25 protein-coding genes are annotated in these 22,104 nt (G+C 73.6%); 16 read left to right on the plus strand and 9 right to left on the minus strand.

Features of this window, described 5'->3' with window-relative positions:
• Nucleotides 1-20 precede the first annotated feature (20 nt).
• From AB0C99_RS24300 to AB0C99_RS24310, 3 genes are all read right to left on the minus strand, one after another.
• The gene (locus tag AB0C99_RS24300) at nucleotides 21-326 is read right to left on the minus strand and encodes a hypothetical protein (protein ID WP_362478643.1); all 306 of its coding nucleotides are present in this window, start codon (nucleotides 324-326) and stop codon (nucleotides 21-23) included.
• 48 nt (nucleotides 327-374) lie between these two features.
• A complete protein-coding gene (locus AB0C99_RS24305; RefSeq protein ID WP_362478646.1) occupies nucleotides 375-938 on the minus strand; it encodes a DUF4291 domain-containing protein in 564 nt (187 codons plus the stop codon).
• Nucleotides 939-1,040: 102 nt separating this feature from the next.
• Nucleotides 1,041-1,574 carry a hypothetical protein gene (locus AB0C99_RS24310; protein ID WP_362478649.1) on the minus strand — a complete coding sequence of 178 codons (534 nt, stop codon included), beginning with the start codon at nucleotides 1,572-1,574 and terminating at the stop codon, nucleotides 1,041-1,043.
• Nucleotides 1,575-1,683: 109 nt separating this feature from the next.
• Between AB0C99_RS24310 and AB0C99_RS24315 the strand changes: the two genes are divergently transcribed.
• Complete coding sequence (locus tag AB0C99_RS24315; RefSeq protein WP_362478652.1) at nucleotides 1,684-2,184, plus strand: SRPBCC family protein; 501 nt, start codon at nucleotides 1,684-1,686, stop codon at nucleotides 2,182-2,184.
• A gap of 59 nt (nucleotides 2,185-2,243) precedes the next feature.
• Nucleotides 2,244-2,408, plus strand: coding sequence for an LPXTG cell wall anchor domain-containing protein (locus AB0C99_RS24320; protein ID WP_362478655.1), 165 nt, complete (start codon nucleotides 2,244-2,246; stop codon nucleotides 2,406-2,408).
• Between the two features lie 70 nt (nucleotides 2,409-2,478).
• Here the strand turns inward: AB0C99_RS24320 and AB0C99_RS24325 are convergent, their stop codons facing one another.
• Nucleotides 2,479-3,513: a LacI family DNA-binding transcriptional regulator gene (locus AB0C99_RS24325; protein WP_362478658.1), complete on the minus strand. Its 1,035-nt coding sequence runs from the start codon at nucleotides 3,511-3,513 to the stop codon at nucleotides 2,479-2,481.
• 147 nt (nucleotides 3,514-3,660) lie between these two features.
• Here AB0C99_RS24325 and AB0C99_RS24330 point away from each other — a divergent pair, with 147 nt between their 5' ends.
• The 10 genes from AB0C99_RS24330 to AB0C99_RS24375 all read left to right on the plus strand — a co-directional run bounded on the left by AB0C99_RS24330 (nucleotide 3,661) and on the right by AB0C99_RS24375 (nucleotide 14,582).
• The gene (locus AB0C99_RS24330; RefSeq protein ID WP_362478660.1) at nucleotides 3,661-4,851 is read left to right on the plus strand and encodes a C45 family peptidase; all 1,191 of its coding nucleotides are present in this window, start codon (nucleotides 3,661-3,663) and stop codon (nucleotides 4,849-4,851) included.
• 75 nt (nucleotides 4,852-4,926) lie between these two features.
• Nucleotides 4,927-6,630 (plus strand): amidohydrolase, encoded by a 1,704-nt coding sequence (locus AB0C99_RS24335; protein WP_362478663.1) that lies wholly within the window; start codon nucleotides 4,927-4,929, stop codon nucleotides 6,628-6,630.
• Complete coding sequence (locus AB0C99_RS24340) at nucleotides 6,627-7,658, plus strand: ABC transporter permease (protein ID WP_362478666.1); 1,032 nt, start codon at nucleotides 6,627-6,629, stop codon at nucleotides 7,656-7,658. The genes AB0C99_RS24335 and AB0C99_RS24340 overlap by 4 nt, the downstream gene beginning before the upstream one ends.
• Nucleotides 7,655-8,566, plus strand: coding sequence for an ABC transporter permease (locus AB0C99_RS24345; protein ID WP_362478669.1), 912 nt, complete (start codon nucleotides 7,655-7,657; stop codon nucleotides 8,564-8,566). The genes AB0C99_RS24340 and AB0C99_RS24345 overlap by 4 nt, the downstream gene beginning before the upstream one ends.
• Nucleotides 8,563-9,606: an ABC transporter ATP-binding protein gene (locus AB0C99_RS24350; protein ID WP_362478672.1), complete on the plus strand. Its 1,044-nt coding sequence runs from the start codon at nucleotides 8,563-8,565 to the stop codon at nucleotides 9,604-9,606. Before AB0C99_RS24345 ends, AB0C99_RS24350 begins: the two co-directional genes overlap by 4 nt.
• Nucleotides 9,603-10,430: an ATP-binding cassette domain-containing protein gene (locus AB0C99_RS24355; protein ID WP_362478675.1), complete on the plus strand. Its 828-nt coding sequence runs from the start codon at nucleotides 9,603-9,605 to the stop codon at nucleotides 10,428-10,430. The genes AB0C99_RS24350 and AB0C99_RS24355 overlap by 4 nt, the downstream gene beginning before the upstream one ends.
• Nucleotides 10,427-12,139: an ABC transporter substrate-binding protein gene (locus tag AB0C99_RS24360; protein WP_362478677.1), complete on the plus strand. Its 1,713-nt coding sequence runs from the start codon at nucleotides 10,427-10,429 to the stop codon at nucleotides 12,137-12,139. The genes AB0C99_RS24355 and AB0C99_RS24360 overlap by 4 nt, the downstream gene beginning before the upstream one ends.
• Nucleotides 12,140-12,196: 57 nt before the next feature.
• Nucleotides 12,197-12,853: a hypothetical protein gene (locus AB0C99_RS24365; RefSeq protein ID WP_362478684.1), complete on the plus strand. Its 657-nt coding sequence runs from the start codon at nucleotides 12,197-12,199 to the stop codon at nucleotides 12,851-12,853.
• A 166-nt stretch (nucleotides 12,854-13,019) separates the two neighbouring features.
• A complete protein-coding gene (locus AB0C99_RS24370; protein ID WP_362478687.1) occupies nucleotides 13,020-14,045 on the plus strand; it encodes a hypothetical protein in 1,026 nt (341 codons plus the stop codon).
• Nucleotides 14,046-14,144: 99 nt separating this feature from the next.
• On the plus strand, nucleotides 14,145-14,582 hold the full coding sequence (locus tag AB0C99_RS24375; RefSeq protein WP_362478690.1) for a DUF4259 domain-containing protein: 438 nt from the start codon (nucleotides 14,145-14,147) through the stop codon (nucleotides 14,580-14,582).
• Between the two features lie 31 nt (nucleotides 14,583-14,613).
• Here AB0C99_RS24375 and AB0C99_RS24380 read toward each other — a convergent pair whose 3' ends face one another.
• Together AB0C99_RS24380 and AB0C99_RS24385 are read right to left on the minus strand one after the other, a co-directional pair.
• Nucleotides 14,614-15,048 carry a hypothetical protein gene (locus tag AB0C99_RS24380; RefSeq protein WP_362478693.1) on the minus strand — a complete coding sequence of 145 codons (435 nt, stop codon included), beginning with the start codon at nucleotides 15,046-15,048 and terminating at the stop codon, nucleotides 14,614-14,616.
• Nucleotides 15,049-15,086: 38 nt separating this feature from the next.
• The gene (locus tag AB0C99_RS24385) at nucleotides 15,087-15,503 is read right to left on the minus strand and encodes an ankyrin repeat domain-containing protein (RefSeq protein WP_362478696.1); all 417 of its coding nucleotides are present in this window, start codon (nucleotides 15,501-15,503) and stop codon (nucleotides 15,087-15,089) included.
• Between the two features lie 69 nt (nucleotides 15,504-15,572).
• Here AB0C99_RS24385 and AB0C99_RS24390 point away from each other — a divergent pair, with 69 nt between their 5' ends.
• Nucleotides 15,573-15,959: a hypothetical protein gene (locus AB0C99_RS24390; protein WP_362478699.1), complete on the plus strand. Its 387-nt coding sequence runs from the start codon at nucleotides 15,573-15,575 to the stop codon at nucleotides 15,957-15,959.
• A gap of 22 nt (nucleotides 15,960-15,981) precedes the next feature.
• On the opposite strand, the gene AB0C99_RS24395 is transcribed toward AB0C99_RS24390, so the two are convergent.
• Both AB0C99_RS24395 and AB0C99_RS24400 read right to left on the minus strand, forming a co-directional pair.
• A complete protein-coding gene (locus AB0C99_RS24395) occupies nucleotides 15,982-19,332 on the minus strand; it encodes a FlgD immunoglobulin-like domain containing protein (protein ID WP_362478702.1) in 3,351 nt (1,116 codons plus the stop codon).
• A gap of 191 nt (nucleotides 19,333-19,523) precedes the next feature.
• On the minus strand, nucleotides 19,524-19,820 hold the full coding sequence (locus AB0C99_RS24400) for a hypothetical protein (RefSeq protein ID WP_362478704.1): 297 nt from the start codon (nucleotides 19,818-19,820) through the stop codon (nucleotides 19,524-19,526).
• A 418-nt stretch (nucleotides 19,821-20,238) separates the two neighbouring features.
• Between AB0C99_RS24400 and AB0C99_RS24405 the strand changes: the two genes are divergently transcribed.
• From AB0C99_RS24405 to AB0C99_RS24415, 3 genes are all read left to right on the plus strand, one after another.
• Nucleotides 20,239-20,754: a hypothetical protein gene (locus AB0C99_RS24405; RefSeq protein ID WP_362478707.1), complete on the plus strand. Its 516-nt coding sequence runs from the start codon at nucleotides 20,239-20,241 to the stop codon at nucleotides 20,752-20,754.
• A complete protein-coding gene (locus AB0C99_RS24410) occupies nucleotides 20,755-21,039 on the plus strand; it encodes a DUF1214 domain-containing protein (RefSeq protein WP_362478839.1) in 285 nt (94 codons plus the stop codon). It begins immediately after the preceding gene.
• A 370-nt stretch (nucleotides 21,040-21,409) separates the two neighbouring features.
• Nucleotides 21,410-21,739 carry a metalloregulator ArsR/SmtB family transcription factor gene (locus tag AB0C99_RS24415; protein WP_362478842.1) on the plus strand — a complete coding sequence of 110 codons (330 nt, stop codon included), beginning with the start codon at nucleotides 21,410-21,412 and terminating at the stop codon, nucleotides 21,737-21,739.
• Between the two features lie 15 nt (nucleotides 21,740-21,754).
• Here the strand turns inward: AB0C99_RS24415 and mnhG are convergent, their stop codons facing one another.
• The gene (mnhG, locus tag AB0C99_RS24420) at nucleotides 21,755-22,096 is read right to left on the minus strand and encodes a monovalent cation/H(+) antiporter subunit G (RefSeq protein WP_362478844.1); all 342 of its coding nucleotides are present in this window, start codon (nucleotides 22,094-22,096) and stop codon (nucleotides 21,755-21,757) included.
• Between the last annotated feature and the right edge of the window lie 8 nt (nucleotides 22,097-22,104).

Consider the following 22,104-nt stretch of genomic DNA (forward strand, 5'->3'; position numbering starts at 1 on the left):
GCGGTGGCGGCGCAGCGGGGTCAGCTCTGCGGGAGGGTGTCGGCCCCGGCGTACTCGTAGACCCACCCCGCGACGGCGCCGGGCACCCGCGTCGCCAGGTACGTGTGCCTGGCGCCGGTGCTGCGGAAGCCCGGCACGCCGGCGGACCCGGCGCGGAACCCGACGGGCGGGAGGGCCTCGTCGTCGAGTGCGACGATCTTGGTCTTCCCGTCGAGCGGACCGCCGACGATCTTGATGCCGACGCTGCCGTTGACCACTTCGCCGGAGAGCCAGCGCCGAATCAGCCTCAGGTGATCCGAGTCACCGTGCTCGTCCTCGCTTCCCATGGCGGCAGCCCACCACCCGCGCGAGTCGACGGGCAAGCAGCTTTCAGGTCAGCCCGGCGTGACGGCATCCTCCAGCGCCCGCGGCAAGGGATACGCCCGCTCGGCGGGGAACAGCCGCTGGGCCTTGGCCGCGTGGCCGGACTGGATCAGGGTCGCGGCCTTGCGGACCTGAGGGGTGAGGTCGGTGAGGCCGACGATCCAGTCGTCCGTGAACGTACGGATGAGGTGGCGGCCCACGCCGACCTGGATGCTGTAGTGGTTGAGGGCCGCGCCGCGCGCCGAGCGCTCCGGGTCCCACTGGACGTGCACCGCCGCCCGCGCCACCGCGTCCGGGTCACTCGTCGTCAGCACCGCCTGGGACAGGGCCTCCTCCCACCCCTCGCGCGTGATCCGCACCGCGAGGATCCGCTCCTGGCCGGACTTGCGGGCCCAGTTGCTGCGGTGCATGAGCCACAGGAACGAGGGCTTGATCCACGTCATCCGCCCGAACGAGAACGGCGCGACGAACCGGCCCGCCCGCAGCGCCGCGTCGGCGATGGCGGGCGCGTACGCCTGGTAGACGACGATCGTGCGAGCGTCGTAGTCGGCACGGATCTGGTACTGGGACGTCATGCGCCGCACCCTGCCAGCCGGCCCGCCCGCGCGGCGAGCCGTTTTCCTCACCTCGGCGACGCGCCGACGGCTGTCCGCCGTCGCGGAGGGGCGGTGGAGAGTTCAGGGGCGTAGGCGGACGCGGTGGCCCGGGACCGCTGCCGGGACGCTTCCCTGCGATGCCAGCGGCTCGCCCGTGTCCGCGAACTCCCAGCGTGTCGCCTGCCCGCCGCCCCCGCCCGTGAGCGGCCACGTCACGCGTACGACCGGGCGGCTCAGCAGCGCCTCGAACCAGTCGGCGCACCGCTCCGCGAGGGCCTCCGGTGGGCCCTCGGCCTCGAAGGAAGCGGGGTCGGGGGGCTCGTGGAGGCTGAAGAGGTGGTCGAGGACCTTTCCGGCCCTCACGTGGGCCCCGTGGAAGTGCGCGGCCCACTCCCCCAGGATCAGGCCGCGCGCCTCGTCGACGAGGGCGACGTGGACGAGCAGGGACCCGCCGTCCTCGGGCCGGCCCGCCTGGCTCGGGGCCCAAGGCACCCGCCAGCGGGCGGCGCGGGCTCGGAGGGCGGTCAGGAAGGCACGCTCGGCCTCGTCGAAGTCCCAGGGCTCCTCCCCGTACTCCTCCGGGTCCTCGGCCTCGACCCAGTCGTCGGCATCCACAACCGGTGACTCTAGGGCCACATCCCGGCGCTGCGGGTGCCGAGGGGCGGTGTCGGGGCTACTGTCGAAAGGCGCCGCCCGAGCAGTCGTTCGAAGGAGCGTGGTCGGTGTGTCCCGGAACCGTCGGCTGATCCTCAGTTCGCCCTCCGAGGTCTGGGGGCTCCTGTCCGCCGGTCACCGTTACGGGGAGTGGGTCACCGGCACACAGCAGGTCATCTCCGCCGACCCCCACTGGCCCGACGTGGGTGCCCGTCTGAAGGTGCGCGTCGGGCTCGGCCCCGTGGTCCTCGACGACACCTGCGTCGTGCGCGTCTGCGAGCCGGAGCGGCGGCTGGAGCTGGAGGCCAAGGCGGGTTCGTTCGGCGCCGCCCGTATCGCCATGCGCCTGATCCCCTGGGGCGGCAACACCCTCTTCGTACTCGACTGGCATCCCTTGCGGGGGCCCGGCACCCGGATGCACGGGCTGCCCGTCGACTACGTCGTCTCCATCCGCAACGGCATGATGCTGACCAAGCTCGCCCGCATCGCCGTACACGAGCACGATGCCGGTGTCGGTGTCGGCGGCGGGTCCCAGGAACCGAACCCGCCCCTCCGCGGTCCCCACCCTTGACGCCGACCGGCGCCACCGAACGCCTCCTCCGCGGGGGCACGGTCGAAGGGGAGCTGCGCATGGACTGGTTCGACGGGGAGATCGGCGGCGGGGGCCGGGACCACGACCTGCCCGACACGGGCGGCTCCTGGAACTGGGTCAACATCGTCCTCATCGGCGTCTTCGTGCTGCTCGCCATAGGGATGTTCAGCCTGATCCACTGGCTGCGGGGGCTCCTCTTCTAGGCTCCGCGCGGGCCGAACACGCAGGCCGAACCCTCAGGCCGACCCCGCAGGCCAGCCGCGCGCGGGCCCTTCAGCCGCCCGCGCCCGGCTGGGCGCGCCGCGTCGACGCCCGGACGCGGAAGCGCGAGGTCGTCAGGATCGGGCCCTTGCCCGGTTCGCCCGCGATGCGGGCCTGGAGGAGGTCGAGGAGCGCCAACGTCGTGTCGGCGACGTGGAGTTCGACCGCCGAGATCGCGGGGCGGCTGTGCCGGGTGTGTTCGGAGTCCGAGGCCGCCGCCAGCATCGTGCGCTCGGGCACCGCGACACCCCGGGCCGTGAGGCCCGCCAGCACACCGGCCGCCTGACGGCCCGTATGGCACAGGATCGCGTCCGGTACCCCGTCGTCGACGACGGCGTGCGCCACGCGCTCGCCGCCCCGCTGCCCGTCGCGCTCCGCCGACTCGTACACGCGCGGCGCGATCCCCGCGCCCTCGCACCACGCGCGGTACGTCGCCTCGCTGTCGATGTTCCAGGCGTTCGGGTCGGTCCCGCGGACGAGCGCGACCGAGCGGGCGCCGTTGGCCGCGAAGTGCTCGTAGACGCGCCGGAAGCCCACGTACTCGTTCTCGGTGGCCCAGTCCGTGAAGTCCGGCCGCCCGGGGTCGCGCCCCAGCGTGACGTACGGGATCCCCCGGCGTTCGAGGAGGGCGACGACCGGGTCGTCCAGGTGCGGCATCGTCACGATGTAGCCGTCGAGCGAGAGCGCGAGCGGCGGGGTCGGGCGCCTGGTCGGGTCGGGTACGAGCATCACGCTGAGGCCGCGGTCCATCGCCTGCGCCGAGACCGCGCCGATGTAGCGGGTGAACACGTCGACGCCGCGCGGCGCGTACTCCCCCAGCGAGTCCAGTGACCGCATGACCAGCCCGATCGCCCCGACCGACGCCCGGCGCAGCCCGCGCGCGAGGGCGTCGGCCTGGTAGTCCATCTCCTCGGCCACCGCCCGGACGCGCAGCCGCGTCGCCTCGCTCAGCGTCCCGGTGCCGTTGAGTGCCATCGAGACCGCGGCGACGGAGACGCCGGCGCGCTGGGCGACGTCGCGGATGGTCACGCCCTTCGTGCGGGCCACGGGGACCTCCTGGGGAGACGGAGAGGCGCGGGGAGTCGGGAACGTCGGCGGATCGGGTCCGACCGTTGTATTAAACGTTTTACCTCCCTAGCGTGGCGGCCGTTCCCCCCTGTGATGGGCCTCACAAGGCAAAGGTCTGCGAACCCTATGAAGCTGCACACGCTCCGCTCGACCACCACCGATCCCCGCGAGCGCGGCCACGAGATCGGCACGCTGTACGGGGAGCGGGTGCGTGACGTCGGCGCCCGCTACCTGGAGCACTTCGCGCTGCTGGGCATCCCGGACGCCACCGTCCGCGAGATCACGGCCCGCAGCCACGACGCCCTGCGCGACTGGTGTCCGGCGCTCGCCGAGGAGTCCGACGCGATCGCCGGGGCGGCTGGTGTCGAGCCGTGGCGGGTGGCCGCGGTCGGCGCCCGTACCGAGATCCTCGCCGCCGCGCCGGCGCCCTCGAAGGGCGAGTGCACGACCGCCGTGTACGCGCCGCCCGCCGGGGGCCCGCCCGAGACGATCCAGACCTGGGACTGGCACGACTCGCTGACGCCGGACGGTCTGCTGCTGTCCCTGGTGACCGGCGCCGGGCGCCGGGTGAAGCTCTTCACCGAGTTCGGCACCGCCGCCAAGATCGGGCTCAACGACGCCGGTCTCGGCGTGCACTTCAACATCCTGCGGCACCGCTCCGACAGCGCCTCCGGCGGTGTGCCCGTCCACGCCGTCGCCCGCCGCGTCCTGGAGGAGGCGACGACGGTGGCCGAGGCCCGCGCCCTCGTCGCCTCCGCCGAGGTGAGCGCCTCCACCGTGCTGACCGTCGTCACCTATCGGGGCGGCGATGCCGAGCGTGACCCCTGTGACCGTGCCGAGGGCACTGACCGTGCCGAGGGCACCAACCGCGTCGAGGACACCAACCGCGTCGAGGACACCGACCACGCCCATGGCACCGCCCGCGCCGAAGCCGCCTCCATCGAGATGTCGCCGTCCGGGACCGCCGTCCTGGAGCCCGGCGCCGACGGCTGGCTGCTCCACACCAACCACTTCCTCGACACCGGGCTCGCCGACGGCTGCGTCACCGTGCCGGAGTCGGTGTCGGTCGAGCGGTACGCGCACGCCCTCGCCGTACGGGGCGGCATGACCGGCCGCTCCGCCGCCGAGCGCGCCGCGGCCTTCTGCGGCTCCGACGGGGCCGACGCGGTCGTGTGCGTGCGCGCCGATCCGGCCGAGCCGCGCCACGAGCAGTGGGGCACGTTGCTCACCGCGTCCCTCGACCTCCCCGGCTTCGCCCTCGCGTACCGGGCCGGCACCCCCGACCGCGCGGCCCGCGAGGGCCTCGACCTGTTCTGACCCGGCCGTCCCCGGCCGCCCCTCGCCGTGCTCTTCCTGCCTTTCCTGCCCTTCCCACCTGCTCCGAGGAACCCCATGGACGACAATCCCACCCCGCTCGCCCCGCCCGCACCCGCCCAGCTCTTCCGCAACGCCCGCGTCTTCACCGCCGCCCGCCGCGCCCACGCCGAGGCCCTCGTCGTGGTGGGCGAGCGGATCGCCTACGTCGGCGACGAGGCCACCGCCGCCCGCGTGGCCGGGCCGGACGCCCGGGTCCACGACCTCGGCGGCGCCACCGTCCTGCCCGGCTTCGTCGACGGCCACGCCCACGTCGTGGGCACCGGCGAGGCGGCGGCCCAGGTGAACCTCTGGGGCGCCGACTCGGTGGCCGAGATCCAGCGCCGGATCGACCGCTGGGCGCGGGAGCACCCGGACGCGCCCCGCGTGCTGGCCACCGGCTGGAAGCACGGCGACATCCCCGGCGGGGCGCCCGACCGGGGGATGCTCGACGCGGTCGTGGCCGATCGGCCCGTCTACGCGCAGGCGTACGACTTCCACTCGATCTGGCTGAACTCGGCGGCCCTCGAAGAGTCCGGCATCGACGACACCACCGTCTCCCCGCCCGGCGGCACGGTCCACCGCGACGCGGCCGGCGCCGCCACCGGCCTGGTCGACGAGACCGCGATGCACCGGCTCGTCTGGCCGGTGCTCGACGGCTTCACCACCGAGGCCGACCGGGACGAGGCCCTGGCCGTCGCCCTCGCCGCGTACGCCGAGTCCGGGATCGTCGGCTCGACCGAGATGGCGCTCAACGAGGACGACTACGCGGCCATGCGGCGCGCCGACGCGGCCGGCGCCCTGACCACCCGTATCAGCGCGTTCTGGCGGGTCCAGCCCACCGGCGACGAGGCCGCCAACCTCGCCCAGGTCGCGCGGGTCGCCGAGCTCGCCGCCCGCGACGCCACGCCGTTCCTGCGGGTCACCGGCATCAAGGTCATGGTCGACGGCACCGTCGACGGCTGCACCGCCTCCCTCGGCAAGCCCTACGTGGACGGCACGAACGCCGACCCGATCTGGAGCCTCGCCGAACTCGCCCCCGTCGTGGCCGCCGCCGACGCGGCCGGTCTCCAGGTCGCCATGCACGCGATCGGCGACGAGGCCACGCGCGTGGCGATCGGCGCCGTCGAGCACGCCGTCGCGGTCAACGGCCCCCACGGCTCCGATGGTTCCGATGGCCCCGGCAGCTCCATGGAGCGCCGCCACCGCATCGAGCACCTGGAGGTCGTCGACCCCGAGGACATCCAGCGGCTGGCCGCCCTCGGCATCACGGCGAGCATGCAGCCCGTACACGCGGATCCGGCCATACAGGAGAACTGGCGCCGCGTCCTCGGTGACGAGCGCGCGGACCGGGGTTTCCCGTGGCCGGAGATGACCGAGGCGGGCGCCACGCTCGTGCTCGGCACCGACTCCCCCACCTCGCCGCACGCCCCGCTGCCCAACATGTTCATCGCGGCGACCCGGCGCTCGGCGCTGGACCCCTCGCTGCCCGCCAACATCGCCCGTTACGCGCTGCCGCTGGCCGACGCGATCGTGCACGCCACTCGCGACGCCGCCTGGGCGAGCCGCTCCGAGCACCTGCACGGGCGCCTCGCGGAAGGGCTCTACGCCGACTTCGTCGTGCTCGACCGGGACATCTTCTCCCGCCCGCTCGACGAGCTGCTCGACACGCGCGTGCTGCGCACGGTCGTGGGCGGGCGCGCCGTCCACCCCGTACGGCCGGAGCCGGAGGAGGAGAGATGAACGACGACGCTACGAAGGGGGCGGCGAGGGCAGGGACGGCTCCACTCGCGCCGCCCACCCGCAAGCGCCCCGTCGCGGCGGTCGCGCGCTTCGTGGCCGTGCGCCTCGCGGGGCTGGCGGTGACCCTGCTGATCGCGAGCCTGGTCGTCTTCGGGGCGCTGTTCGCCGCGCCCGGCAGCCCGCTCACGTACCTCACGCACGGGCGCACGATGAGCCCCGAGACGATCGCGTCCATCAAGGCCGAATACCATCTCGACGACTCCGTCTGGGAGCAGTATCTGCGGTGGCTCGGCGGGGTGCTGCACGGCGACTTCGGCACGTCGATCATCTACAACCAGCCGGTGTCCACGCTGGTCGGCGGCCGTGCCGCGGTGACCACGCTGCTCGTCGTGATGGCCGCGGCGATCGTCCTGCTGTGCGGTCTGGCCGTCGGCACGCTCGCCGGGCTCAGGCCCGGCCGGCTGTCCCGGTCGGCGATGGCGGGCGCGACGGGGCTCATGGCGGTGCCGACCTTCGTCGGCGCGGTGGTCCTGATCATCGTGTTCGCCGTGAACCTAGGCTGGTTCCCCGTGTTCGGCGCGGGCGGCGGCGCGCTCGACCGGCTGTACCACCTGGCCCTCCCGGCGCTGGCGCTCGCCCTCGCGTCCGTCGCGTTCGTCGCGCGGCTCGCCCAGGCCGCCGTACGGGCGGAGCTCGCCGCCGACCACGTACAGACGGCGATCAGCCGCGGGCTGCCCCGCCGGGCCGTCGTGCGCCGGCACGTGATGCGCAACGCGGCGATGCCCGTGCTGACCGTCGCCGGTCTGACGATCGCGGGCCTGATCGCCGGAAGCGTCGTGGTGGAGCAGGTCTTCCAGCTCGGCGGGCTCGGCCAGTCTCTCGTCAACTCGGTGCAGCAGAAGGACTTCCCGGTCGTCCAGGCGATCTGCCTGGTGTACGTCGCCGCCTTCATCGTGCTGAACACCCTCATCGACATCGCCTACACACTGCTCGACCCGCGGGTGTCGATCGGGAAGAAGGACACATGAGCGCGACAGCGGCGGTACACCCCGACGGACGGGATTCCGGGCCTGGTGCCGGAGCCCGTGCGGTGAAGACCGGGCGGCGCGCCCGACGCCCCCGCTCGGCCCGAGGGATCGGCGCGTCCGGCTGGACGGCCCTGGTCCTCCTCGGCTGCGTGGTGCTCTGCGCGCTCCTCGCCCCGGTCCTGGCGCCCCAGCCGCCGGACGCGATCGACTTCTCCGGCGCGTACCAGGGCCCGGGCATTGGGCACCTGCTGGGCACCGACGCGACGGGCCGGGACCTGCTCTCGCGGCTGGTCACCGGCTCCCGGACGGCGCTGACCGGCCCGTTCCTCGTCGTGGCGGTCTCGACGTTGCTCGGGACGGCGCTCGCGCTGGCGGCCGTGTGGTTCGGCGGCTGGTTCGACCAACTGGTGGTCCGGGTCGTCGACGCCGTGTTCGCCTTCCCGGGGCTGCTGCTCGCGATCCTGGCGACCGCGCTGTTCGGCTCCGGGCTCCCGGCGGCGATCGTGGCGCTGTCGGTCGCGTACGTCCCGTACATCGCCCGGATCGTGCGGAGCGCGGCGCTCCGCGAGCGCAATCTGCCGTACGTGGCGGCGCTCCAGGTGCAGGGGGTGCACGGGCTGCGGATCGCGCTGTGGCACATCCTGCCCAACGTGAGCGGGCTGATCGTCGCCAACGCCACGCTCGCCTTCGGCTTCGCGCTGATGGACCTCGCGGGGCTGTCGTTCATCGGCCTCGGGGTGCAGCCGCCGACGTCGGACTGGGGCGCCATGGTCGGCACCGGCATGGCCGGCGTGCTCCAGGGACACCCGCAGGAGGCGCTGTTCGCCTGCGCGCTCATCGTCATCACGGTCGGTGCCGTCAACACGCTCGGCGACCGGCTCACGGAGCGCTGGGAGGCACGCTCGTGAACGCACTGCTCGAAGTCGAGGACCTGACGGTCCGGCTGCCCGTCGCGGGCGAGCCCCGTACGGTGCTGCGCGACGTCTCGTTCTCGCTGGCCGAGGGCAGGACGCTCGGTCTAGTCGGCGAGTCCGGCTCCGGGAAGTCGATGACGGTACGGACGGTCGCGCGGCTGCTCCCGGACGGCGCCGAGGTGACCGGCCGGGTGCGCTTCGACGGGGCCGACGTCTTCGACCTGCGCGCCGAGGCCCTGCGTCGGTACCGGGCGAAGGACGTGGCGATGGTCTTCCAGGACGCGCGGGCCCACACCAATCCCGTCCGCACCATCGGTGACTTCCTCACCGAGGCGATGCGCCTCAACGACCGGATGCCGAAGTCCGCCGCGCGCGGGCGCGCCCGGGAGCTGCTGGCCGAGGTCGGGATCTCCGACCCGGACCGCCGGCTGCGGCAGTATCCGCACGAGCTGTCCGGCGGGCTGCTCCAGCGGGTGATGATCGCCGCCGCGGTCGCCGCCCGGCCGCGCCTGGTGCTGGCGGACGAGCCGACGACCGCGCTCGACGTCACCACCCAGGCGGAGGTGATGGCGCTGCTGCGCCGGATGCAGCGCGAGTACGGCATGGCGATGCTCTTCATCACGCACGACCTGGAGCTCGCGGGCGCGGTCTGCGACGAGACGATCGTCCTGTACGCGGGCCGGGTGATGGAGCGGCAGCCCTCGACGCGGCTGCACGAGGACCCGCTCCACCCGTACACGGCCGCGCTGGTGCGGGCGCGCCCCGAGATCGGCCGGCGCGCGGAGCGGCTGCCCGCGATCGCCGGGCATCCGACGACCGCGTACGAGGCTCCGGACGGCTGCGCGTTCGCCCCGCGCTGCGGTTTCGCGGAGGACCGGTGCGCGGAGGGAGCGCCGTCCCTGCTGCGGGTCGGCGAGGGGCTGACCGGCTGCGTCCGGATGCCCGGCCTGCGGGGCGGGCTGCTGCCGTCGGCACCTGCCGCCCCCACCGCCACTGCGGCTACCGCCGTTTCGGACGAGGAGGTCCAGCGATGACCGAACCCCTGCTCGTGGTCGAGCACCTGACCAAGACCTTCGGTCACGGGCCCGCCCGCGCGACCGCCGTGGCCGATGTGAGCTTCACCCTGAACGCGGGCGGGTCCTTGGGCATCGTCGGCGAGTCGGGCTCCGGCAAGACGACGACGGCCCGCATGATCATCGGCCTGGAGCGGCCGTCCGGCGGGCGGATCACGGTGCGGGGCGAGGACCGTACCCGGCCCGCGCGCTCGGCCCGCGCCCGCCGCTCGCGCGGCAGGGACGTCCAGATCGTCTTCCAGGATCCGTACACCTCGCTCGACCGGCGCCAGCGCGTCGGCGACTGCCTCGCGGAGGTCGTCGGCGTCCACTCCCGCCTCGGGCGTACGGGGACGAGGGCGCGGGTCGCCGAACTGGCCGGACTCGTCGGGCTGGACGACCGCCAGCTCGCGGCGCTGCCGCGGTCCCTGTCGGGCGGGCAGCGGCAGCGCGTCGCCATCGCCCGCGCGCTGGCCGCGGATCCGGAGGTGCTGATCCTGGACGAGGCGGTGTCCGCGCTGGACGTCTCGATCCAGGCGCAGATCCTCAACCTGCTCGCGGACATCCGGCGGGAGCGGGGCGTGAGCTACCTGTTCATCAGCCATGACCTGGCCGTCATCCGGCAGGTCACGGACGACACAATCGTCATGCGGCACGGCGTCGTCGTCGAACAGGGGCCCACCGCGGAGGTCCTGGACCACCCCTCCCACCCGTACACCCGTCTGCTGCGCGACAGCGTCCCGCGCGCCGGCTGGAACCCCGAGACCCTCACGGGCCCCACCACCTCGCCTGGAGTAGCGCCATGACCGCACGACACCGCCCGCGCGGACGGGACTCCGTCGCGGCTCCCGCCGCCTCCGCCACGGCCGGGACGACCCGAACCCTCACCCTGAAGTTGACGTTGACCCTGGCCGTCACCCTGCCCCTGACCTTGAGCGGCTGTACGGGTGGAGGGGCTGCCGGAGGCGCCGGAGGCGCCGCCGCCCTGACGACGTACACACCGCGGGGCACGGGCACGGTGGACAAGATCACCTGGAACGTCTTCCAGGGCGAGCCGCAGACCGTGGACCCCTTCCACGCGGCCGACTACACGCCGAACATGATCAACTCGAACATGTGCGAGACCCTGTTCGTCCAGACGCCCGACTTCACCATCAAGCCCAACCTGGCGACCTCGTACACGAACCCCGACCCCAAGACCTGGGTGTACCGGATCCGGTCCGGCGTGACGTTCTGGGACGGCTCGCCGATGACCGCGGACGACGTCGCGTGGAGCATGAATCACCACCTGACGGACACCACCGGCTTCTACGGCTACCTCTACCGAAACGTCGACTCGGTCACGAAGACGGGTGAAAACGAGGTCACGGTCACCCTCAAGCGCCCCGACTACCTCTTCAACGACGAGCTCGCGAGCTACGCGGGTGTCGTCGTCCAGAAGAAGTTCTACGAGCGGCACGGCAAGAAGGTCGGCACGCCGGACGTCGGCGTCATGTGCACGGGCCCGTACAAGTACGCCGGGTGGAAGCGGGGCCAGTCGATCAGCGCGAGCCGCTACGACGGCTACTGGAACAAGGAACTGCCGCTGAAGGTGAAGAACATCGACTTCACCTTCCTCACCGACGACTCCGCGATCACCTCCGGCCTGCTCTCGGGCCAGATCGACGGGACGTACCAGCCGCCGACCGCGGGACTCCCGCTCCTGCGCGCCTCCACGGCGGGCAGGCTCTACTCGGGCCCCGCACCGCTCGCCGTCACCCTCGTCGTCGCCAACCCGAAGGGCGCGATGGGGAACGCGGACGTGCGGCGGGCGCTCCAGATGGCCATCGACTGGAAGGGCATCGGGAGCCAGGTGTACGCGGGCGAGGGCACCCCCGCCGCCCTCCAGACGGTGCCGGCCGCGTACGGCTTCGCCAAGGCGGGCCTGACCGCGTACGCGGACACGGTCAGGACGGACGGCAGGCCCAGGATCGAGGAGGCGAAGAAGCTCCTGGCGGGGGTCCCGGACGCCGTCAAGTCCCAGCGGATCAGCCTGGTCGTGCCCCAGCAGGCCGAGACGCAGCAACTGGGCATCGGCGTCAAGGACGCGGCGGACAAGATCGGTCTGAACTTCAAGCTGGACGTCGTCCCCGCGACTGGATACTCGAACTATCTGTACGATCCGGCGACGCGCGGCGGCACGGACCTGCTCTACACGCAGTTCTGGCCCAACATCCCGAACCCGCTCGACTGGCTCGGCATCACGGCGGTGACCGGGGGCAGCTTCAACCAGTCCGGCTACAGCGGCATCGACGCGCTATACGCGGAGGCGGTGGGCACGAAGGACGAGGCGGCACGGGCGAAGCTGGTCGTCCGGATGGAGCGGCTACTTAGGGAGGAGACGCACCCGATGTTCCCGGGCATCCAGCTGACGAACGACGTCTGGCTCGGAAACCGCGTCACCGGGGCACCCGCGGCCTTCGCCTTCGTCTACTACCCGTGGGCGGCGCACCTCGGGGGGACGGGCCGGGGGTAGAACGACGGGGCCTGGCGGTCCGGAGGGGACGGCCCCCCGACCGGATACGGTGCTGTCATGCCTCGATCAGTCACCCCCGGCCCCGCCCGGCCTCCCGTCACCGCCGACGATGTCGCCCTCGCCGTACGGCTCGCCGTGGAGACCCTGAGCGGCGCGCCCGGGGAGGCGTGGGACGAGAGGGCCGGTTCGCTGGAGTGGGACTGCTGGGAGACCGCCGAGCACCTCGCCAACGACCTCCTCTACTACGCGGTGCAACTGGGCCCGCAGACTCCCCCGCTGGACACCCACGTCCCCATCGCGCTGCGGCGGCCGCGGGTGTCCGGCCCCGCCGTCTTCATCGAGGCGGACCGCGCGGCGGGCCCGGCCGGCCTGCTCCAGGTCCTGGAGTCCTGCGGCGCGCTCCTGGTCGCGATGGTGCGCACCACCCCGCCCCAGGTCCGCGCCCACCACGCGGCCGGGGTGTCGGACCCGGAGGGGTTCGCGGCGCTGGCGCTGCAGGAGACGCTGGTCCACACGCACGACCTCGCGCAGGGCCTCGGCCTCGCCTGGACCCCGCCGTCCGACCTCTGCGCCCGCACGCTCGGCCGCCTCTTCCCGCAGGCTCCGACCGACACGGACCCGTGGCCCACGCTGTTGTGGGCCACGGGCCGTGCCGAACTGCCGGGGCGAGGGCGCCTCAGCGGGTGGCGGTCGGACAGCACGGCGAGGGCGTAGCCGCAGGTCCCGTCCTTCCATGCCGAACTCCCGGCCCGCGCCACCTGACAGTCGGTCGCGGGCGGCACCCGTTCGGTCAACAATGACGTGACCGGCGACGCGGGGGCTCGTTGAGCGACGGTCCGGCCCGCCGACCGACCGCGGGTCGCCCCCTCTGAGGAGCCCCATGACCCGCGCGCGCGGCGCCGCCCTCCCGCTGTCCCGAAAGGGCCTCCTCGCGGCTGCCGCGCTGGCGGCGCTCGTCGTACCGTCCGCGCCACCGCCCCTCGCCCCGGTCGCCGCCACGGCGCCGACGGCCGGACCGGCGCTGCGCACCCCCGTCGCCGCCCTCGCCGAAGCCCTCGACTGCGACGCGCGCCTCGATCTCGCGAGGGGCCGGACGCCGATCCTCCTCGTGCCCGGCACCATCGAGTCGGCCGAGCAGGTGTACGACGGGGGCTATCGCAAGGTCCTCGGCGCGGCCGGGCACCCCGTCTGCGTGATCCGCCGCCTGCGCGGGGGCGGGCTCGGCGACCTCCAGGAGAACGCCGAGTACGTCGTGTACGCCGTCCGCGCCATGGAGGCGCGGGCGGGGCGCCGGATCTCGGTGATCGGCCACAGCCAGGGCGGCACGCTGCCCTTGTGGGCGCTCCGCTTCTGGCCCGATCTCTCCGGCAGGATCGACGACTTCGTGGCACTCGCCGGAGCTCCCGGCGGGGTCACCCTGGCGACGGTCCTGTGCCTGCCGGGGCGTTGCCCGGAGGCGGCGTGGCAGTTCCGTCCCGGCTCGAACTGGACCACCGCGCTGCGGGCCGAGCCGCTGCCGAGGGGGACGGACGTGACGTCGATCGGGTCGGCCACCGACGAGATCGTCCAGCCGTCACCCCGGGCCACGTCCACCAACGGCGGGACGGACATCGTCATCCAGCGCGACCTGTGCCCGCTGCGGCTCGTCGGGCACCTGTCGATCCTGGTCGACGCCGCCGCGTACGCGCTCACGCGGGACGCCCTCGACCACCCGGGCCCCGCCGACCCGAAGCGGGTCGGCCGCGCGGCCTGCGCGAAGACCGCCTTCACGGGCGTCGACGCCCGCATGGCCCGAACCGTCGAAGCCGCGCCGCAGCTCGTGGCGGACGCGGTGTTCCGCGGTCACGGAACCGACCGGGAGCCGGCGCTGCGGGGCTATGCGGCGCGTCGGCAGGACGCCAACTGAACCGAGGGCCGCGGCCATGTCGCCGCGGTGCCCGTCGGCTCCCCGCGTGCTGTCAGTGGCAGGTGCGACGATCCGTCGACGACCAGCGCGAGGAGAGACATGGGCACCTGGGACACCGGCCCCTTCGACAACGACACCGCCGCCGACTTCGCGGACGCCTTGGACGAGGCGCCCCTGGCGGAGCGTGAGCCGTTGGTCCGAGCGGCCCTCCGCAAGGTGGATGTCCCCGTCGACCTCCTCTGCGCCGACGACGCCCAGCGGGCGGTCGCGGCGGCGGCCTTGGTGGTCGCCCAGCACCCTGCGGGTCCACCCGCGTGCCCGGGCCACGGACCGTCGGAGCCCCTGCCGGAGTTCCCGGCGGCTCTCCGGGCGCTCGCGATCGACGCCCTTGATCACGTCGTCGCCGATTCGTCCGAGCTCGCGGAGTCGTGGGTCGATTCAGCGGCCGAGGCCAGCTGGCGCCGGAGCGTCCGCGGGCTTCGCGATGTTCTCGACCCTCCGCTCCCGCCACAGGAGGAAGTCCTCTTCCACCTCTGACCGGCACGGGCATCCGCGTCTTTCCTCGCCCCTAGACCATCGTCAGCAGATGGTCCGTCGGCAGGTAGTCGATCTTCCAGTCGGCCCAGACGCCGCAGAAGCCGTCCCCGGCGCACCGCAGGCCGACGGTGACCCAGCGGACTGAGCCGTCGGCGCCGAGCGAGAAGGCGACCGCCGCCTCGAACTCCTCGGTCCCGCAGGGGCAGGCGGCGGTGCCGGGTTCCTCGCCTTCCCAGTCCTCCTCGTTCCAGTACTCCTCGGTGTCGGCGATGAACGCGCGGCTGCCGCAGCCGGAGCACTCCCGTTCCGCGCCGGAGGTGTTGACCAGTACGGCGAACGCGCGACCGCCGCATCCCGCGCAGACGCAGGGAGCGATCCTCGCCGGACGGCTGTCGACCGCGTCCCGCAGGAACTCGGCCAGTTCGGCGGAGACCCCGGCGCCTATCTCGTCGTCGTCAGATGCCATGGGGCACATCGTCGCAGACCCGCCGCGCCGCGCGGAGGTCAGCGCCCGTCGGCCGTGCGCAGGAGCTCCGCCGTGGCCTCGTGGCCGCCGTCGGCCGCCCACTCCAGCGGGGTCCGTCCGGTGCCGCGGTCCTCGCGGAGGCCGGGGTCCGCTCCGTGGGCCAGCAGGTGGCGGACCGTCTCGGCGTGGCCCCAGCATGCGGCGGCGCACAAGGGCGTGCCGTCCGCGCCGGGCCCCTCACTCTCCTCGTCGGGAGCGGCCCCGGCAGCCAGGAGCAGGCGGGCCACCTCGGCCTCGCCCTGTACCGCCGCCAGGTACAGGGCGGTCGTACCGTCGCCGTCCCGCGCCTCCGGGGAGGCTCCGCCGCGCAGCAGCGACCTCACGGACGGGGCGTCGCCCGACAGGACGGCCGAGAACAGACGTTGGGTGAGCTTCTTCTGGCGGCGCCGCTTCATGGTGGCCGAGGCTAGTGATCGGCGGGCGGCTCGGCCACCGATATCCGCCGGAGGCGGCCCGCTCGGCCCTTGGACGGATTCGGCCTCGACCCGCTCCTCCCGGGCGGCCTCGCCGGTTTCCACGACGGCTCCGAGATGTCGCTGGACACCGGGCTGGAGCTCGACCGGCTCATGCTCCGCGAGGACGGCGCCTGGTGCCGGCTGGAGGTGGAGGGGGTGTTCGCCGTGCACGTGGGGTGGGACCAGTACGTGTACGTCAGCGGCGACCGTCCCTGCCCCGGCGCGGTGGAGCGCACCCGTGAGCTCGGCGTCCCCGTACGCCTTCGAACCCGGCAAGGACGGTTGCGTCCTGCGGCCGGGCGACGACGCCTCGTGGGCCGGTCCGGTCGACGAGGAGGACCGGTCCGCGACGCCCGCTGGCGGGCCGAGCCGTCTCTCGACGACCCGCCCGCCTAGGCGGCGCAGACCGGCACCGTCCTCACTGCGCGTAGTAGCCCGCCACGTCGGCCAGCAGGTCCACCGTGCCCGCGTGGTTGTACAGCGTCACCTTGCCGTCCCGGACCGGGACGACGACCTGGTTGGCCACCGTGCGGCCGGTCGTCACGTTCAGGTTCGAGGTGGGCGGACGCGGGGTGCCGTGCGGGTAGGCCGAGACGTACGTCGGGGTGGTCGGGTTCGTGGCGGTGACGTTCAGGACGATCGCCGAGACGCCGGTGGCCGGGACGCCGGCCCGGTCGGTGACCGGGAGGGTGACCGTGCCGCCGGGGCCGAGCTTCGCCTTGGGCGCGGACACGCCTGTGACGGTGCTGAGCAGGCGGCCCGGCGGCACCGGCCGGAAGCGGTCGCCCTGGCCCGGCGTGTCGGTGAAGTACCCGGCCACGTCGGCCAGGAGGTCGACCGATCCCGCGTGATTGTACAGGGTGATCCGGCCGTCCTTGACCGGGACCGTCACCAGGTTGGCCACGGTCTCCCCGGCCGTCACGTTGAGGTTCGAGGTCGCCGGGCGCGCGGTGTCGTACGGGTAGGCCGAGACGTACGTCGCCGTGGTCGGGTTCGTGGCGGTCACGTTCACCGTCACCGCCGTCACCCCGGTGGCGGGGACCCCGCCTCGGCCCGCGACCTGCACGGTCACCGTCCCGCCCGCCGTGACGGGGGACTTGGGCGCGCCGATGCCCGTCACCGTGCTCAGGAGTCGCGCCGGGGAGACCGCCTCGAACCGGTCGCCGGTCTCGTCGAGCGTGTGGTAGCCGGCCACGTCGGCGAGGAGGTCGACCGAGCCCGCGTGGTTGTAGAGCGTGACCGTGCCGTCCTTGCCGACCGGCACCGTCACCAGGTTCGGCGCGGTCCGGCCGGCCGCCACGTTGAGGCTGGAGGTGGCCGGCTTCGGCGTACCGCCGGGGTAGACCGTGACGTACGTCGAGGCGGTCGCGTTCGTCGCGGTCACGTTCATGGTCACCGCGGTCACCCCGGTGACGGGGACCCCGCCGCGGCCCGCGACCTTCAGCGTCACCGTGCCGCCGGGGCCGACCTTCGCCTTCGGCGCCCCGGTGCCGGTCACGGTGCTGAGGGTCCGGGACGGGGTCAGCGGCCGGAACGTGCCGAGCCCGCTGCGCGTCAGGAACGTCCCGCCCTGGTCCGTCTGTGTCCATCCGACGCCGTCGGCGGGCGTGACGGCCATCTCCCAGGTGTACAGCCCCTCGGCCAGTCGGCCGCCGTCCTCGCCGCGACCGTCCCACACGGCCTTCACCAGTCCGCGCGCCTCGCCGCCGCTCAGGGTCCGCACGGCGTTCTTCGCCCGGTCCCGGATGGTCAGCTTCCAGGATCCGGCGGGCTTGTTCAGCCACCATCGGCCGGTCCACGACGTCTCGCCGTCCGTCAGGTCGAGGACGGCGGGCTTGTCCACGTCGAGGAAGGAGAGCGGTGAGGCGGGGACGCCGCCGGGCCGGACGACGTGGACGCGGTGCCGGCCGTCAACGTACGCGAGGGCGCCGCCGAAACGGTCCACGGTCCAGCTCCCGACGGCACCGGTACCGTCGCCGCCCCCGATCACGCGCGTCTCCCCCGTACCGTTCAGGGGCGTCACGGACAGCACCCCGTCCTTGGAGTGCGCCAGGTAGCCGTCGCCGAGCATCGCCCGCGTGTGGGCCGGTACGGGGATGTCGTAGCCGACGCCCCACTGCCGGACACCGGCCGTGCCGTCGCCGCAGCGCCAGTACGCGTACGCGCCCCATGCCTGGAGCGCCGTCGAGGCGCAGTCCGCGACCTTGCGCTTCCCCCGCCACTCGCCGGTGCGCACGTCGAACGCCTCGACGTCGCCACCGGTGACGGTGCCGCGGAAGAGCATGTCGCCCACGAGGGCGTGGGTCTTGCCGTTGCCGGGGGCGAAGTGCCGCGACACGACTTCCTGGCTGTCGATGTCGGTGACGTCGACGTCGTACGTACCGGCGTCGTACGAGACGTGGCGGCCCGAGGCCCGCAGGGTGGCGGAGAGCTCGGTCGGCAGGCTCGCGAGGGGCTTCCCCGGGAGTGTCCCTCCGGGCTCCAGCACGCTCATCCGGCCGCCCGCGCCGGCGAACAGCGCGCGGCCGTCGCCGGTCGGGATCGCGTCGCATCCGGGCAGCGCGGCGCAGCCCCCGGGCCCCGTCAGTTCGCGCGCCGGGCCGACGGTCGGCGCGCCGCCGGTCGTCACCTCGCGTTCCCGCAGGCGGTACGAGCCGTCCGGCATCGCGTCCTTCGACAGGAGGACACCCTGGGCCATCTCCAGGTCCCGGGGCTCGACGGTGACCGGCGGCACCTCGGCCACCCGTGCCACGACGGGCGCCCCGCCGTCCGCACCCGCCTGGATGGAGTGGACGGTGCGCTCGTGCCCGTCGCCCGCTCGGACCGCGACGAGGCGTCCGTCCGGGCCCGCCTGGGTGGCGCCCGTGAGCCGGTCGAGCACCTCCTGCTCCGGGCCGCCCGCGAGCGGGCGCGCCACGAGGCGGTCGCCGCCGTCACCGGGGACGCGCGTCAGGATCCGGTCGCCGAGGAGGGCGGCCGGGGTCCCGCCCGCCCAGTCGAGGGTGTGGAGCGGCGCGGAGAGGTTGCCGGTGAGGTCCCAGATCTGGACGCGTCCCGGCACGGGGAAGCGGAAGAGGTACCGGTCCGCCCGGACGTTCGCGCCGCCGGTGGGGGCCGGGCCCAGGTCGACGGCTCGGGCGGTGAGGGAACGGTCCACCCACAGGGTGGTGACCGCGCCGTTCAGGCGGTAACTGAGCCAGAGGCCGTACGGGTTGCCCCGGCCGTTCATGTCCGCCACGACCTCGGCGCCTTCCGGCAGCGTCAGCGGGCGTTCGGTGACCTGGTCCTGTTCGAGCGTCAGCAGATGCCCCAGCCAGGGCTTCTTGTCCTCGAACGTCAGCACGCTCCGCCCGACCGTCGTCCAGGCTGTCTGCCCCGCGGGGACGGGGATGGTCCGCGTCGTGCCCGTCGCCGGGTCCCAGAACCGGACGTCCGAGCGCCCGAAGGAGGCGACCAGGTCCGTGCCGGTGTCCTTCGGGGAGCGGCCGGGGATCGGGGTGCGGCTGCCGTCGGCGTAGGAGTACCAGTGGTATCCCCTGCCTTCGCCTCCCTGCACGAAACCGGTCGCCCCCGCGAGGGTGACGCTGTCCGGGTCCGCCGCGAGCTCCGCCGGGAGGACGAACTCCGCCGCCTCGGCCGGCGGAGCCGCCTGCGGACCGGCCGCCACGGCCGGGTCCGCGCCCAGCGGGACGAGGCTGACAATTGCCGCCGCGGTCGCGACGACGGCCGCCGCGGCGCGGCCACGGCGGCTCCGGGTAACGCTGCGCACGTAAGAAGTCCCTCCCCAGGAACCGGGCCAGGCTCCCCACCTGCCCCGAGTGCCCCGACAGTAACAGCAGCCCCACAGGGCCTCGGTGGGCTATTCGAACCCGTTCGAGAATGGCTTGAATGCGCTGCGGGGGGCTCGGTTCGCGCGCCGGTCAGACGGTCGGACAGTCAGGTGGTCAGGCAGTCAGGTGGTCAGGCGGCCTGGCCTCGGCGGGCGCGGAGCCAGTGGACGCCCTTCACCACGTTCACGCCGGCCATGACCACGAAGCCCACCAGGGCGAGCACGCCCCACGCGTCCGACCACAGGAGGGAGCCGGTGAGGGAGGCGAACAGCAGCATCGCGCCGACGCCCTCCACGAAGTCGAGACGCACCGCGCGCCGCGCCGAGGGGTCGAGGCCGCGCATCCGGCGGCCCAGGCGGACGAGGGCCAGTCCTTGGGAGACGAAGAGGCCGAGGGCTATCCATACGAACCAGTCGGGCATGTCCACGCCGTGCACCCTATCCCGCCCGGCCGCACACCTGTTCCATGCATCGGTCCTTTCGCGGATTCACGGACGGGCTCGGTTGGTAGTCCCCCCTCCCGTGCCCGACCGGGGCACCACCAGCATCCGCCAAGAACTCCAGAGAGTCCCAGGAGGTATGGAGATGCCCCTGCCGTCCGAGTCCGTGTCCGCATCCGCGTCCGATCCGGGCGACGACCCGCAGGACCCCCAGTACTGGCTGATGCAGCTCATGGACTTCTGGACCAACACCGTCCACGACCCGGGCAGCGAGCTCCCGCTTCGCTCCCCTTCCCCACCGACACCATCTGGGTCGCCGGGCGCACCGAGATCCGCGACGGGACGGACGAGGAGCTGGCCACGGTCACCGGCTACCAGGACCGGATGCGGCTGCTCCCCCCTCAGCGTGTGGCCGGACCCCGACGGCAGCTACTCGCCTCCGCCCGGCCACCATGACGACAGCCTGCCCACCACCGCTCCGGCCGACCAGATGGCCGCGATGGACGGGCCGACCTTCTTCGCCGACCTCACCGCGCTCCTCGCCACCACGCCGCTCGACCCGCCCGACGCCGACATGGCGGCCAAGCTCGACGCCGTCGGCGTCCTGCCCGGCAGCACGCAGCCCCTGCCCGACGCCGCCGTCCTCGAACAGGCGGTCACCGACGGGCAGGCGTACATCGCCGGTTACCCCGGGCCCGATCCGGTCAACGGCTGGTCCCTGGCCGTGACGGGCATGGGCGCGTACGGCACGGACTACGGCCAGCGCGCGTACATCGCCCTGACCGCCCTCGGCGCCAACCTCCCCCAGGACGCCCTCTATCCCTCCCTCGCCGCCGAATCCGCGGACGAGCAGCACCGTCCGCTGCGCTACACGCTGACCTTCGCCGAGGGCGAGGCACCGCCGGTCGGCGCCTTCTGGTAGCTGACCGCCTATGACGCCCAGGGCTTCCTCATCAGCAACGGCGCCAAGGCGTACTCCATCGGGCACCGCGCCTTGGTCCCCGTTGCCGACCCGGGCAGCGGCGCGACCGTGCTCCACATCCAGTACGAGCGCCCCGACGCCAGCGTCAACGAGGCCAACTGGCTGCCCATCGGCCCCGACGGCACCTTCACTCTCATGCTCCGCCTCTACGCGCCGCAGACCGGCCTCATCGCCCCCGAGGGGACGTGGGCTCCGCCGAAGCTCGCGCGGGTCACCGACAACTGACCGAACCAGCCGCCTGATCCCGACACCCCGGCCCCGGCATCCACCCCCTCCCCCCTCGCCGCCACCGGGGCGCTGGAGCTGCTGCGCGCGGACGGCGGGGGCCACGCCGGGACGCCGGAGGCGCTCGCGGCGGCCCGCTCGCTCCTCGTACGCCCCGACGCGGAGGGGATGGGGAGGGGCGTGTGGGCCACCCTGCCCCTGCGAGGCGCCCGCCCGGCCGACTGTCACGACTTGCACGAATCTGCAATTGTGGAGGTCAACGGAGTGCAGAAACGGGCGGCGCCGGTGCGGGCCGCCCCCGAGAGAGAGTCGTGGGTGGAGCAGGGTGCCTAGGACGCGCGCAGACGGGACGGCCCAGGGCCACGGCCCGCTGGACCCGCCGCTCTACCAGCTGAAGGCCGAGTTCTTCAAAACCCTCGGCCACCCGGTCCGCATCCGCGTCCTGGAGCTGCTCAGCGTGCGCGAGCACGCGGTCGCCGAGATGCTGCCGGAGGTCGGTGTCGAGGCGGCGGCCCTGTCGCAGCAGCTCGCCGTGCTGCGCAAGGCCAACCTGGTCACCACCCGCCGCGAGGGCTCCCACGTGTACTACCGGCTCGCCGACGACGGCCTCGCCGAGCTCCTGAGCGTGGCCCGCGGGATCCTCACCGGTGTCCTCCAGGGCCAGGCCGAGCTCCTGGCGGGGCTGCGCGCCAACCCCTGACCCGGGCCGAGCGGCTCAGCGGCCGTCCCGGAGTTCGTCGTAGAGCAGGGCGCAGTCGCCGGTCTGGCCGGTGCGGTAGGCGGCGCGGGCCACCATGTGCGCGGCGACGGCGCTGGTCAGGAGCTGGAAGAAGGCGACCAAGGCGAGGGTGCCGAGGTCGGGGCCGGAGCGCAGCCGCAGGGCGACACCGGCGAGGAGTACCAGGATCCCGAGGGTCTGCGGGTTGGTCGAGGCGGCGCTGCGGGTGAGGACGTCCGGGAGCCGGAGCATGCCGATGACGCCGGTCAGGCAGACGGCGGCGCCGGTGAAGAGGAGGACGGCGCCGGCCAGTTCGGCAGCCTGCTGCCAGGTGTTCAGGGGCGTGG

Origin of the sequence: Streptomyces sp. NPDC048659 (assembly GCF_040650575.1) — a bacterium.
Classification (GTDB): domain Bacteria; phylum Actinomycetota; class Actinomycetes; order Streptomycetales; family Streptomycetaceae; genus Streptomyces.

Coding starts and splice junctions, on each gene's coding strand:
- AB0C99_RS24300 (WP_362478643.1), bottom strand. CDS start 326: ATGGGAAGCGAGGACGAGCACGGTGACTCGGATCACCTGAGGCTGATT.
- AB0C99_RS24305 (WP_362478646.1), bottom strand. CDS start 938: ATGACGTCCCAGTACCAGATCCGTGCCGACTACGACGCTCGCACGATC.
- AB0C99_RS24320 (WP_362478655.1), top strand. CDS start 2,244: ATGGACTGGTTCGACGGGGAGATCGGCGGCGGGGGCCGGGACCACGAC.
- AB0C99_RS24330 (WP_362478660.1), top strand. CDS start 3,661: ATGAAGCTGCACACGCTCCGCTCGACCACCACCGATCCCCGCGAGCGC.
- AB0C99_RS24335 (WP_362478663.1), top strand. CDS start 4,927: ATGGACGACAATCCCACCCCGCTCGCCCCGCCCGCACCCGCCCAGCTC.
- AB0C99_RS24340 (WP_362478666.1), top strand. CDS start 6,627: ATGAACGACGACGCTACGAAGGGGGCGGCGAGGGCAGGGACGGCTCCA.
- AB0C99_RS24345 (WP_362478669.1), top strand. CDS start 7,655: ATGAGCGCGACAGCGGCGGTACACCCCGACGGACGGGATTCCGGGCCT.
- AB0C99_RS24355 (WP_362478675.1), top strand. CDS start 9,603: ATGACCGAACCCCTGCTCGTGGTCGAGCACCTGACCAAGACCTTCGGT.
- AB0C99_RS24360 (WP_362478677.1), top strand. CDS start 10,427: ATGACCGCACGACACCGCCCGCGCGGACGGGACTCCGTCGCGGCTCCC.
- AB0C99_RS24365 (WP_362478684.1), top strand. CDS start 12,197: ATGCCTCGATCAGTCACCCCCGGCCCCGCCCGGCCTCCCGTCACCGCC.
- AB0C99_RS24370 (WP_362478687.1), top strand. CDS start 13,020: ATGACCCGCGCGCGCGGCGCCGCCCTCCCGCTGTCCCGAAAGGGCCTC.
- AB0C99_RS24375 (WP_362478690.1), top strand. CDS start 14,145: ATGGGCACCTGGGACACCGGCCCCTTCGACAACGACACCGCCGCCGAC.
- AB0C99_RS24380 (WP_362478693.1), bottom strand. CDS start 15,048: ATGGCATCTGACGACGACGAGATAGGCGCCGGGGTCTCCGCCGAACTG.
- AB0C99_RS24385 (WP_362478696.1), bottom strand. CDS start 15,503: ATGAAGCGGCGCCGCCAGAAGAAGCTCACCCAACGTCTGTTCTCGGCC.